The organism is Pseudoduganella chitinolytica, assembly GCF_029028125.1.
Taxonomy (GTDB): Bacteria; Pseudomonadota; Gammaproteobacteria; order Burkholderiales; family Burkholderiaceae_D; genus Rugamonas; species Rugamonas chitinolytica.
Map to the genome: position 1 here is coordinate 3,776,533 of NZ_CP119083.1, position 11,890 is coordinate 3,788,422.

At 66.6% G+C, this 11,890-nt stretch carries 11 protein-coding genes; 3 read left to right on the plus strand and 8 right to left on the minus strand.

What is annotated here, in order from left to right; genetic code table 11:
* Positions 1-158: 158 nt before the first annotated feature.
* From PX653_RS16660 to rsmB, 8 genes are all read right to left on the minus strand, one after another.
* Positions 159-1,439, minus strand: coding sequence for an EAL and HDOD domain-containing protein (locus tag PX653_RS16660; RefSeq protein ID WP_277413884.1), 1,281 nt, complete (start codon positions 1,437-1,439; stop codon positions 159-161).
* A gap of 87 nt (positions 1,440-1,526) precedes the next feature.
* Entirely contained in the window at positions 1,527-2,303 is a 777-nt protein-coding gene (locus PX653_RS16665; protein ID WP_277413885.1) for a class II glutamine amidotransferase, read from the minus strand.
* A 107-nt stretch (positions 2,304-2,410) separates the two neighbouring features.
* Complete coding sequence (locus tag PX653_RS16670; RefSeq protein WP_107140739.1) at positions 2,411-2,668, minus strand: BTH_I0359 family protein; 258 nt, start codon at positions 2,666-2,668, stop codon at positions 2,411-2,413.
* Positions 2,669-2,781: 113 nt separating this feature from the next.
* Positions 2,782-3,174: a CobW family GTP-binding protein gene (locus PX653_RS16675; RefSeq protein ID WP_277413886.1), complete on the minus strand. Its 393-nt coding sequence runs from the start codon at positions 3,172-3,174 to the stop codon at positions 2,782-2,784.
* Positions 3,175-3,178: 4 nt separating this feature from the next.
* Complete coding sequence (locus PX653_RS16680; RefSeq protein WP_277413887.1) at positions 3,179-3,898, minus strand: response regulator; 720 nt, start codon at positions 3,896-3,898, stop codon at positions 3,179-3,181.
* A 171-nt stretch (positions 3,899-4,069) separates the two neighbouring features.
* The gene (locus PX653_RS16685; protein ID WP_277413888.1) at positions 4,070-6,361 is read right to left on the minus strand and encodes a sensor histidine kinase; all 2,292 of its coding nucleotides are present in this window, start codon (positions 6,359-6,361) and stop codon (positions 4,070-4,072) included.
* Entirely contained in the window at positions 6,362-6,937 is a 576-nt protein-coding gene (locus PX653_RS16690; RefSeq protein ID WP_277413889.1) for a DUF4390 domain-containing protein, read from the minus strand.
* Positions 6,938-7,003: 66 nt separating this feature from the next.
* Positions 7,004-8,386 (minus strand): 16S rRNA (cytosine(967)-C(5))-methyltransferase RsmB, encoded by a 1,383-nt coding sequence (gene rsmB / locus PX653_RS16695; RefSeq protein WP_277418589.1) that lies wholly within the window; start codon positions 8,384-8,386, stop codon positions 7,004-7,006.
* A 395-nt stretch (positions 8,387-8,781) separates the two neighbouring features.
* On the opposite strand from rsmB, the gene argS reads away from it, so the two are divergent.
* Genes argS through PX653_RS16710 form a run of 3 tightly spaced genes read left to right on the plus strand, consistent with a single transcriptional unit; the run spans position 8,782 to position 11,884 of the window.
* Positions 8,782-10,494: an arginine--tRNA ligase gene (argS, locus tag PX653_RS16700; protein WP_277413890.1), complete on the plus strand. Its 1,713-nt coding sequence runs from the start codon at positions 8,782-8,784 to the stop codon at positions 10,492-10,494.
* A gap of 6 nt (positions 10,495-10,500) precedes the next feature.
* Positions 10,501-11,184 (plus strand): SPOR domain-containing protein, encoded by a 684-nt coding sequence (locus tag PX653_RS16705; RefSeq protein ID WP_277413891.1) that lies wholly within the window; start codon positions 10,501-10,503, stop codon positions 11,182-11,184.
* Between the two features lie 16 nt (positions 11,185-11,200).
* Positions 11,201-11,884: a thiol:disulfide interchange protein DsbA/DsbL gene (locus tag PX653_RS16710; RefSeq protein ID WP_277413892.1), complete on the plus strand. Its 684-nt coding sequence runs from the start codon at positions 11,201-11,203 to the stop codon at positions 11,882-11,884.
* Positions 11,885-11,890: the final 6 nt, after the last annotated feature.

Genomic DNA, 11,890 nt, shown 5'->3' on the forward strand with positions numbered 1-11,890 from the left:
GCCTGCGGCGCCTGATGCATTGCAGGCTTGGGGTCTGTCCCCGCAGGGGACTGACCCCGGTTTTTATCGATTCGCGCGCACGGCCATGGAAAACCAGGGTCAGTCCCGAAGGGACAGACCCTAAGGCCTGTGGCGCCAGCGGGTCACCTGGGGTTACCTCACACGGCGTAGCGCGTTACGGTATCGCTCCACTCGAACGCGGCCATCTCCAGCTCGACCAGCTCCTGCGTCGACATCGCCAGGTCCTGCAGCGCCGGCAGGATCGCTTCCTCGTTGTCCTCGATGCGTTCCAGCGCTTCGGCCAGCTTCAGGAGGTCGCCGAAGAAGCCCGCGCGGTACAGCAGCGCGTCCGACACCTCCTCGCTGACCGCGACCTGCGTCATGATCTCCGTCATCGGCATGCCGAACAACGTGTCCATCAGCGACATGATCCCCACCGTGAATGCGATGTCGGCCACGTGGCGGTGCGCCGGGCGCAGCTTCTGCGCCAACAGTTCCAGCAGGCGGCCGCGGGTGGTGGCCAGCAGCAGCAGCGGCGTCATGTTGTTGCCGCGCTTGCCCGGTTCGGCATACAGCATGATCTGCAGCCAGCGCTGCAGCTGGCGCCGGCCCAGGATGGCCACGGCCTGGCTCAACGAATCGATGCGCTGGCGCGCACCCACCGCCGGTGTGTTGACGAGGCGGATCAGGTTCAATGCCAGCGACACGTCGCGCTTGATCGCCTTCTCGATATCCGGATTGTCCGCGTCGGACGTCACGAGCGCCATCAGATCCAGCAGCGCCAGTTGCGACGGCGTCAGCTTCTTGCCGCTCATGATGGCAGGCCGGGCAAAATAGAAGCCCTGGAAATAGTCGAAGCCCAGGTCCAGGCAGTTCTGGAATTCCTCGCGCGTCTCGACCTTCTCGGCGATCAGCTGCTTGCCGTCGCGCTTCAGGCGCGGCGCCATGCGCGCACGCATGTCCGGCGACGTGTCGCGCATGCTCATCTTGACGAACTCGACCAGCGGCAGCATGGCCTGGACCTGGTCGCTGTCGCCACGCACGTCCACCAGCGCGAAGCGGAAGCCGTGGCTGGCCAGGTCGGCCATGCGCCCCAGTACCGCCGGCGTGGCCGGCATGGTCTCGTCGATCTCCAGCACCGTCTTCTCGCGCGGCAGGAAGCCGAAGATATCGCTGAGGAGCGCATCCGTGTCGATGTTGACGAATGCCAGCGATGTGCCGATCACCCGCTCCACGCCCAGTTGGGATGCGTGGGCGATAACGGCGGCGGTGGCCGACAGCGGCGACGTGTCGATCTGGGCCGGGCCGACGGGAGCATTGCGGAACAGCAGCTCGTACGCCATCAGGCCCTGCTGCCGATCCAGGATCGGTTGCCGTCCCAGGTAGAACTCGCGCACGCGCAGGTTTCGGGAACTATCGTTACTGGAAAGATCAATCATGGCATGCGTCCTGGTTATCCTGCCATTTTGACATTAACAGGCCGGAAACGGTGAGTTTCTGACAAAAAATATATTTTTCCTCTGTAACTACACGGGTGCCGGCTGGGGCAAGCCGTCGACAAAACACAGCAATTCGCCCGTTGCGAAAGCAGTCCAGCGCTCATTGGTCGTCAGCGGCTGGGTGACGATGATGGCGACACGGTCGTCAGGCGTCGTCACTTGGGAGAAATCGACGCGCACGTCCTCGTCGGACAGGATTGCCGTATCGAACGGATGCTGGCGCACCAGGTAATGCAGGCTGGTCGAACAATGCGCGAACAGCGCCGTGCCGTCCGACAGCATCATGTTGAACGTGCCGTGGGCCGCAATCGCCGGCACCAGCTCGGCCAGGGCGGCGTGCAGCGCCGCGCGCTGCGGCCGGGTATCGCCGAAACGCCGCCGCAGTTCCTGCAGCAGGTGGCAGAAGGCCCGTTCGCTGTCGGTCGTGCCGACAGGGCGGAAGGCGCCGTCCAGCACGGGATCGAATTGCTTCAGGTCGCCATTGTGGGCAAACACCCAGTAGCGCCCCCACAGCTCCCGCACGAACGGATGGCAGTTCTCCAGCGCGACCGCGCCTTGCGTGGCCTTGCGGATGTGCGCGACGACATTGCGCGATTTGATGGGATAGGTCTTGATCAGCGTGGCGACCGGCGAGTCGACGGCAGCCTGGTGATCGACGAAATGGCGCACGCCGGCGCCCTCGAAGAAGGCGATACCCCAACCGTCGTGGTGGGTATCGGTCCGGCCGCCGCGCATGGCGAAGCCGGTAAAGCTGAACACAATGTCGGTCGGCACATTGCAGTTCATTCCCAAAAGTTGGCACATAGCATGACGTGAAAAAGGTCTACCCGACCGTCACCTTATCACGGCCGCCCCGGGGCGGCGAGCGGTGCCTGCCTTGCGGCGCCAGGCGCGGCAAAGCCATCCACGATTTAATGCAGCAACACCGGCTGACTCATCAAGGAGTCGTAATTGCCGAGGAACTCGTCGATTTCCTCCATCGTGGGCTCATTGGCGATGAGCTGGTTGACGTCGCGGCGGAAGTTCTGTGCCAGCAACCCGGCAATGAAGATTTCGCGCTTGCCGCCTTTGTCGACGATTTCATAGCCGCCGAAGCGCAGAGCTTCGAGTTCACGGTCGGGTCCGAATTCGACGACGCTGTACTGCTCGCTGTTGTAGATGAGGTTCATATCGCTTCCTTCTCTCCAGGGGCAGAACCGGGCTGGGTTCCGCGTTCAGTTTCGAAGTGGGGCTGTACAAGGTCTTTTCAAGGGGACAAAAACCAGTACAGAACCTTCAGCAATCACGCCGTGATGTCGTCACAGAGGGACAGCAGGCTGTCGTAGGGCGGGGCCGACAGGAACGCGCGCAGCTGTCCGACATGGGTCGCATCGGCCAGGCTGATAAAAAGGCGCGCTGGCGGGCGGCGCAAGAGACGATTCAATGTAACACGCAAAACGAGATTACCGGCGCAGCAAAGGCAGCCCGGCGCGATGCGCACGATCGCGGGCGGGTCCGCCAGCGCGGTATGGTCGACAAGGGGAGAGGTCGGGTCGGCCAGGCCCTCGAGGATGACCGTGGTGTCGGGCCCGTCGATGACGGCCGCGATCGCCCGTTCGCGATCGGCGGCGCGCCGGCCCGTGACGAGCGTCGTCGGCAGGGCCGGCCTGGCTGGCCGAGGTGTCGCTACCGGCAAGCCGTCAGGCCTGCTGGTTCTTTTTCGCCAGCTTGCCGGGCTCGACACCCAGTTGCTTCAGCTTGCGATACAGGTGGGTACGCTCCAGTCCCGTCTTCTCGGCCACGCGCGTCATGCTGCCGCCTTCGCGGCCCAGGTGGTGCTCGAAGTACATGCGCTCGAACGCATCGCGCGCCTCGCGCAGCGGCAGGTCGAACGACAGGTTGAAGGTATGCCCTTCACCGCTGCCGCGCGACATGGCAATGCCATGGGCGCCGGGCGCCGGCGCCGGCTGGGCGCCAAAGGTGGGCGCGGCCGCTTCTTCGACGGGCGGCAGCGCGGCGGGACGCTGCGCCATCACGGGCGCGCGCACCACTTCCTGCGCGCGCGTCAGGCCGGCCTGGACGGCCTTCAGCAGCTTCTGCATGGCGATCGGCTTTTCCAGGAAGTTCAGCGCGCCGATGCGGGTGGCCTCGACCGCCGTGTCGATCGTGGCGTGGCCGGACATCATGATGACGGGCATCGTCAGGAGCCCGTCGCGCTGCCATTCCTTCAGCAGCGTGACGCCGTCCGTATCGGGCATCCAGATGTCGAGCAGGACCAGGTCGGGCGCGCCGGCGGCGCGGGCCTGGCGGGCCTGCTGCGCGTTTTCCGCCAGCGTGACCGCGTGCCCCTCGTCGCCGAGGATTTCCGAGAGCAGTTCCCGGATGCCCATTTCATCATCTACTACCAGAATATTTGCCATCTATCCCTGCCCTCTTCTTATCATTTTGCGACGGCCCGGCCGCGGTGGACGCTGGTGTATTTCACACTGCGTCCGGTAGCGATTCCGCTGCTCCTGCGGGTGCCACAAATTCCTCACGGAATCACGTGCGGCTGGCCGAATTTGATGATGATTTTATTAGTGTTCCGAATATTATGCCAACTGCACCGGTGCCAACTTTAACAGTAAAATCAGCACCGAAGCGCCACTTCCATCGGCATGGTTCTGGATATCGATCCGGCCCCCATGCTCGTCGATGATTTTCTTCACCATTGCCAGTCCCAGCCCCGTGCCGCGCGCCTTCGACGTGACGTACGGCTCGAACGCGCGCGCCAGGATCTTCGGTGCGAAACCGGGACCGTTATCGGCAATCGACAGGCGCACGGCAATACGCGTGCCGCCGTCCGCGCTCTGGTAGTGGATGGCTTCCGTCACCACGTCGATGCGCGGCGCGCGCGCGGGCGCGACCTGGTCGGCCAGCGCATCCTGGGCGTTCTGCAAGAGGTTGTGGATCACCTGGCGCATCTGGGTTTCGTCGCCCATCACCATCGGCAGGAACGGCGCCAGCTGGGCGTGGATGATGTCGTTGCCCTCGTCGCCGATATACAGGTGCAGGATTTCCTCCACCAGTGCGTTCAGGTCGAGCGGCAGCAGCTGGGCCGGCGGCGTGCGCGCGTAGTCGCGGAAATCGTCCACCATGCGCTTCATCGCGCTGACCTGGTTGACGATCGTGCTGGTGCTCTTGTTGAGCAGCTCGACGTCGCGCTGTTCCAGCTTGTCCTCCAGCTTCATCTGCAGCCGCTCGGCCGACAGCTGGATCGGCGTCAGCGGATTCTTGATCTCGTGCGCCAGCCGGCGCGCCACCTCGCCCCAGGCGATCGAGCGCTGGGCGGAAATGACGTCGGTGATGTCGTCGAACACGACGATGTAGCCGCCGCCGCCTTCCTGCGGCAGGCGCGAACCGCGCGTCAGCAGGATCAGCGCGTTCTCGTCCGGCCCGCCGCCGGGCCGCGAGATCTCGATCTGGCGCTGCCAGTGCAGGCGCTGGACGTTGCGTCCGGCCGCCGACTGCGCGCTCTGCGCGGAGAACGCGGCGGTGACGGCGGCGGCGAATTCCTGCATGCCCTCCACGTCCGCCAGCGGCTTGCCCACCAGGGCCGTGCCGGCCTTCTGCAGGATGCGTTCGACCGAATCGTTGCACGTGACGAGGCGGAACTCGGCATCGAGCACCATCACGCCGGCCGACATGTTGGCCAGTACGGATTCCAGGTGGGCCTTGGCGTTCTGCAGCGCGATGCGGTTGCGCTCGACCGCCGTGCGCGCCTCCGACAGCTGGCGTGTCATCGTGTTGAAGCTTTGCGTCAGCGTGCCCAGTTCGTCGGAGCTGGCCACGATCGGGCGCGGCGACAGGTCGCCCTCGGCGACGGCGCGCGTGCCCTCGGCCAGCAGCAGCAGCGGCTGGGCCAGGTCATTGGCGATCAGGAAGGCCGCCGCGATGGCGCCGAACACGGCCAGCAGCAACGTCAACGTCAGCGTCTCGATGTACATGCGGCGCAAGCCGACGCGGGCCACGAAGCGCTCCTTGTACTCGCTGTAGGCGGTGCGCAGCATGTCGCCGTCGCTGGCCAGGCGCGGTGCGGCGGCCTGGATGATCTGCAGGTAGCGCGGCGCCAGGTGCGCGCCCGAGGCCTGCACGGCGCCCGGGATCGGCAGCAGCACGCGCAGGCGCAGCACGTTGTTCGGATCGGGCTGCACCGGCGGCGCACCCACGGTGTCGTCGCGCAGCTCGCTGCCGCCTTCCGCCACCGCATAGGGCGGATCGGCCTGCGCCTTGGCCATCATGGCGGTGGTGGGCAGGTCGGCCGACAGGTTGACGCGGCGTTCGCCCATGGCCGACACGATCAGGCCGCCGTCGGCGTCGACGATGATCGCGCTCTGCGTGCGCGGATGTTCCTTGACGAAGCGCGCCAGCGCGGACGGCGCCGCATAGAACGGCAGCCGCGACAGCTCCTCGGCGGTCTTGTCGGCCTCGGCGCGCAACTCCGTCAGCGAGGCGTCGAGCGCGGAGCGGCCCAGGTCCAGGCCGGCCTCCAGCGCCTCCTCGACACGCACGTTGAACCATGACTCGATCGAATGAGAGACGAACTGCACGGAGACGAGGAAGATGACGAGCCCGGGCAGCACGCCGATGGCCGCGAACAGCATGACGAGCCGCGTCATCAGGCGCGAGCCGAACTTGCCGCTCTTGTAGCGCGAATAGAGCCGGAACAGCGAGACCGCGACGAGGGCCAGCAGCGCGAAGGCCACCGTGGCGTTCATCGCCAGCAGCCAGGAATAGTAACGGTCGAAGAAGCCGGAATTGTCGGACGCCGACGCCAGCAGGAACAGCAAGATGCTGCAGATGGCTCCCGCGACGACGAACAGATACCGCAATGCCTGGGTCACTTACTCGGCCCTGTACTGGAAGGTTTTCTTCTGGGACGCCAGGGTCCACTCGCGGTTGTTGAAGGCGCTCACCTGGATCGGCTTGGGCAGGTAGTTGCGGTCCATGCCCATGCTGACGGTGACGTTGTAGACCTCGCCCACCTTCAGCGCGCCCCGAGGCGCCACCACCCAGCGGGTGGGCCGGCGGATGAAGAACAGCGCGTCCTCGAGCGATTCGAAGTTCTGGGACACGCTGCCGATGATCGTCACGTGGTACTGGCGCGTCAGCACGTCGTACCAGATGCGGTGGGTGCGCTTGTTGGTGACGGCCTTCTCGTCGAACCAGTACCAGCGCGGCCGGGTAAAGGAGATCTCGGTGGTGAAGTACAGCTGGACGCCGTACTGCAGCGCGTCTTCCAGGCCGTGGCTCAAGTCGAACGAATAGGCGGCGGACAGGCGGTAGCCCTCTTCGGCCGCTTCGATGGTCGCACGTGTGATCTCCACGGTCTCCTCGGCAGCCCGGGCCGCCTGCGGCAGCGCGCAGGCCAGCATCAGCAGCAGCTGGCAGGCCAGGAGTCGGACGAATCGTAAGGTCACGTGCGCGCTATCAATCAGAGGTTGCGGTGGTTATTGAGCCAAACAGGCAGAAAATTGGCTGAGTTTTTACACACTCTTCTGGAACAGCGCGTAAAACAAACCATCGTGATCCTGTTCGGCCGCGCCCACGGGCAGCAGCTGACCGGGCGCATCGAGTCGCGTGGCGCGATTGCGCACCGCGAAAGCGGCCGCCTGCGCCTCGGATTCCTGCGGCCACAACGAACATGTCACGAACAGCAATTTACCATTGGGCCGCAGCATCTGCCAAAGATTGTCGAGAATTTCGGCCGAAAGTGTTGCAAGTTGGAGCGCGTCGCCCTTGCGGCGCAGCCAGCGAATATCGGGGTGGCGCCGCACGATGCCGGAGGCCGTGCAAGGCACGTCCGCCAGGATGCGGTCGAACCCTGCGCCGTCCCACCAGCCGCGGCTTTGCGCCTCGGCCGCCTGCAGCGTGGCAGCAAGGCCCAGGCGGTCCAGGTTTTCGCCCACCCGGACCAGGCGGCGCGGGTCGGCATCGAGGGCCGTGACGTGCACGTCGGCCGTCTCCAGGATGTGGCAGGTCTTGCCGCCGGGGGCCGCGCACGCATCGAGCACGCGCATGCCGTCCTGCAGGTCCAGCAGCGGCGCGGCCAGCTGGGCGCCGGCGTCCTGCACCGAGACGAGGCCCGCGTCGAAACCGGGAATGGCATGGACGCCCACCGGCTTGTCCAGCCGCACGGCCCATGGACCGACCTGGCGCGCGCCGATGCCCGCCTCGGCCAGCAAGGCCAGGTAGCCCTCGACGGAACCCTTGCGCGCATTCACGCGCAACGTCAGCGGCGGTGCCGCGTCGCCCGCCGCCAGGATCTGCTGCCAGTCCTGCGGATAGGCGGTAATCGCCGCGTCGATCCACCACTGCGGATAGTTCCAGCGCGCCAACGGCTGCAGCGCCACGTCGGCCAGCAGCGCTTCGCGCTCGCGCAGGAAGCGGCGCAGCAGCGCGTTGACCATGCCCTTGGCACGTACCGTGTCCGGATGCGAGCCGGCCGCCGTGACAGCCTGGTCGACAACGGTAAAGGCCTCGTACGGCGCGACGCCGGCGGCATCGGGCTGCATCAGCGGCAGCGCGCACGCCAGCAGCGCCGCCACCAGCGGATCCGGTGCCTTCGGTGCCATCGCGGCCACCAGCGCGTCGCTGCGCCCCAGCTGGCGCATGGCGCGGTAGGCGATGTCCTGGATCGCGCCACGACCCTGCGCCGTGGCCTCCTGCGTGCCGAACACCCCGGCCAGTGCCTGTGGCAGCGCCGTGCCGCCGCGCACCTGCACGACGGCCGCGGCGGCGCCCAGCAGCGCGAACGCCAGCGAATCGGGCTTCAGCTCGGCCTTGTAGTCGGTCTGCAGGGCTGGTTTCAGGTCGCGGTGGTGGCTGGCGCGCAGGCCGACCGGGTCGGGCGCAGGCGCCGTGCCCATCTTCGGTGCGGGCGGACGGCCCGGGCGCGGCGTGTGCTGGCGGATCGCGTCCTTGTTCCAGGGCGTGGCAGGTGCCGCCGGGGCTGGCGCGGGCTGGGCGGCTGCGGCCTTCGGCTGGGGCGCCGGCTTGGCTGCCGGGCGCGCCGGGCGCTGCGCGGTGGCCTTCCTGGCGGGAGACGGCTTCGCCTTCAGGGACAGCGTCGGACGCTTGTTCATGTGATTCTTTCGTGATGCGGTAATAAAGGCGGGATTGTATCAGTGCCCGCCTGCCCAGCCCGCTCCCAGCGGCGGGGCGCCCCCTCCCAGCTTGTATAATGTCCCCCTATAATGTCCGTCCTATAATGTACGTTCTCTAAAAAGTCACCCAATTGCGCGGCCCAGCCGCCCATACCCTCATGCTCGCCCAACAAAAACAACAGATCGTCGACCTGTTCCAGGCCGCCCTCGCCCCGATCCTGGCCGGATCGGACATTACTCCCAACGTGGTGCTGGAGCGTCCGCGCGATGCCGCCCACGGCGACGTTGCCTGCAATATCGCCATGCAGCTGGCCAAGCAGCTCAAGACCAACCCGCGCGAACTGGCCCAGAAGGTCGTCGCCGCGCTGCTGGAAAACCCGGCCGCCAAGGATGTCATCGCCACCGCCGAGATCGCGGGCCCCGGCTTCATCAACCTGCGCGTGACGGACGCGGCCAAGCAGGCCGTCGTCGCCACCGTGCTGGCACAGCGCGAGGCATTCGGCCGCAGCGATGCGGGCGCGGGCCAGCACGTGATCATCGAATTCGTCTCGGCCAACCCGACCGGCCCGCTGCACGTGGGCCACGGCCGCCAGGCCGCGCTGGGCGACGCACTGTCGTCGCTGTTCGAGGCGCAGGGCTTCGACGTCACGCGCGAGTACTACTACAACGACGCCGGCGTGCAGATCCAGACGCTGGCCACGTCGGTGCAGGCACGCGCGCGCGGCTTCAAGCCGGGCGACACCGAGTGGCCCGAGTCGGCCTACAACGGCGACTACATCGCCGAGATCGCCGCCGACTTCCTCGCCAGGAAAACCGTGGCCGCCAGCGACGGCGTGCCAGTGACGGGTTCCGGCGACGTCGAGGACTTCGAGTCGATCCGGGCATTCGCCGTTGCCTACCTGCGCTGCGAGCAGGACACCGACCTGCAGGCCTTCGGCGTCAAGTTCGACAACTACTACCTGGAATCGTCGCTGTACACCGACGGCAAGGTGGAAGCGGCCGTCGCGGCGCTGGTCGCCAACGGCCACACGTACGAGGAAGGCGACGCCCTGTGGCTGCGCACGACCGACTACGGCGACGACAAGGACCGCGTGATGCGCAAGAAGGACGGCACCTACACGTACTTCGTGCCGGACGTGGCGTACCACATCGTCAAATTCCAGCGCGGCTTCACGCAGGCGATCAACATCCAGGGTTCCGACCACCACGGCACCATCGCGCGCGTGCGCGCCGGCCTGCAGGCCGTTAACCTGGGCATCCCGCAGGGCTATCCCGACTACGTGCTGCACAAGATGGTCACCGTCATGAAGGACGGCGCCGAGGTCAAGATCTCCAAGCGGGCCGGCTCGTACGTCACGGTGCGCGACCTGATCGAATGGTCCGGCGGCGGCGACATCACGAAGGGCCGCGACGCCGTGCGCTTCTTCCTGATCTCCCGTAAAGCGGACACGGAATTCGTGTTCGACGTGGACGTGGCCCTGGCCACCAACGACGAGAATCCGGTCTACTACGTCCAGTATGCGCACGCGCGCATCTGCTCGGCGCTTGCGAATTGGGGCGGCGACGAAGCCACGCTGGCCGGCGTCGACCTGTCGCCGCTGACAACGCCGCACGAAGCCGCTCTGCTGGCCAAGCTGGCCGCCTATCCTGAAGTGCTGCAACGCGCCCAGGCCGAGCTGGGTCCGCACCAGGTCGCGTTCTACTTGCGCGAGCTGGCCGGCGAGCTGCACAGCTATTACTTCGCGCACAAGTGGCTGCTGGACGACGACGAGCCGCTGAAGCTGGCCCGCCTGGCGTTGGCCGTCGCCGTGCGCCAGGTGCTGCGCAACGGCCTGGCCCTGATCGGCGTTTCCGCTCCCAACCAGATGTAAGATTCCATGAACCATCGCTTCCGTTCCATCCCTTCCTCGCCCCTGCGCCGCCAGCAGGGCAGCACGCTGGTCGGCATCGTCATCGGCCTCGTCATCGGTCTGGCGATCGCCGTGGTCGTCGCGCTGATGATCACCAAGGGCCAGTCGCCGTTCACGGAAAAGCCGGCCCGCGCCAAGCCGGCCGAGGCCACGGGCCAGATCTCGGACCCGAACAAGCCGATGTACGGCAACCGCGACGCCACCCGCAGCGCCAACCGCGACTTCGAGAAGGAGGCGCATCCCGCCGCGCCGGCGCCGGCGCCCGCACCGGCGGCGCCGCAACCCGATCCGCTTCAGGCCGTGGTCGACAAGATCCAGGCGCAGCCGAGCGAGCCGAAGGCGCCTGCGCCCGTGAACACGGCCGCGCCACCGTCGCAGTCCGGTGCCCCGGCGCCGTCCGCGCCGGGCGACGACAAGTGGGTCTATTACCTGCAGGCCGGCGCCTACCGCGAGACAGCGGATGCGGAAGCGGTGCGCGCCAAGCTGGCGCTGCTGGGCTTCGAGGCCAGCGTGACCGACCGCAGCACCGATTCGGGCGTGCTGCACCGCGTGCGCGTGGGCCCGTTCACGCAGGTGGAGGCGATGAACAAGGTGCGCGGCAAGCTGTCCGAGAACGGCGTCGACGTGGCCGTCGTACGCAACCAGAAATAACCCTGCCTGGAGAACGATGCATATGCTGAAGAAGATCCTGTCCGTCCTGACGTTGACCGCCTCCCTGTCGCTCGTCGCCTTCGGCGCCGCGGCCTCCCCCACCGCGCCGAAGGAAGGCGCCGACTACCAGGTACTGCCAACCCCGCAGCCGACCGAGAGCGGCAAGAAGGTCGAGGTCATCGAGTTCTTCGCCTACTGGTGCCCGCACTGCAACACGTTCGATCCGCTGCTGTCGGCCTGGGTGAAGAAGCAGGGCGACAATATCGCCTTCAAGCGCGTGCACGTGCCCTACAACGAGCGCCTGGCGCCGCAGCAGAAGCTGTACTACACGCTCGAGTCGATGGGTTTGGCGGACCAGCTTCAATCGAAAGTGCTGAAGGCGCTGCATGAGGAGCGCCAGGAGTTCACGCGCGACGAGGCGGTGTTCGACTGGGTCGCCAGGAACGGCGTCGACCGCACCAAGTTCATCGACACGTACCGCTCGTTCGGCGTGGCCGGCAAGATCCGCCGCGCCGGCGCCATGATGGAGAGCTACAAGGTCGAATACTGGCCGCTGCTGGTCGTGGACGGCCGCTGGCAGGCCTCGCCCAGCCTGACGGGCCAGGCCAACAAGGACCTGGACACGGAAGCCAAGCAGCAGCAGGCCACGCTGCAGGTGCTGGACGCGCTGGTCGCCAAGGCCAAGGCCGCAAAGAAGTAATCCCCG

Coding starts and splice junctions, on each gene's coding strand:
- PX653_RS16670 (WP_107140739.1), bottom strand. CDS start 2,668: ATGAACCTCATCTACAACAGCGAGCAGTACAGCGTCGTCGAATTCGGA.
- rsmB (WP_277418589.1), bottom strand. CDS start 8,386: ATGGGCACGGCGCCTGCGCCCGACCCGGTCGGCCTGCGCGCCAGCCAC.
- argS (WP_277413890.1), top strand. CDS start 8,782: ATGCTCGCCCAACAAAAACAACAGATCGTCGACCTGTTCCAGGCCGCC.
- PX653_RS16680 (WP_277413887.1), bottom strand. CDS start 3,898: ATGGCAAATATTCTGGTAGTAGATGATGAAATGGGCATCCGGGAACTG.
- PX653_RS16705 (WP_277413891.1), top strand. CDS start 10,501: ATGAACCATCGCTTCCGTTCCATCCCTTCCTCGCCCCTGCGCCGCCAG.
- PX653_RS16710 (WP_277413892.1), top strand. CDS start 11,201: ATGCATATGCTGAAGAAGATCCTGTCCGTCCTGACGTTGACCGCCTCC.
- PX653_RS16665 (WP_277413885.1), bottom strand. CDS start 2,303: ATGTGCCAACTTTTGGGAATGAACTGCAATGTGCCGACCGACATTGTG.
- PX653_RS16660 (WP_277413884.1), bottom strand. CDS start 1,439: ATGATTGATCTTTCCAGTAACGATAGTTCCCGAAACCTGCGCGTGCGC.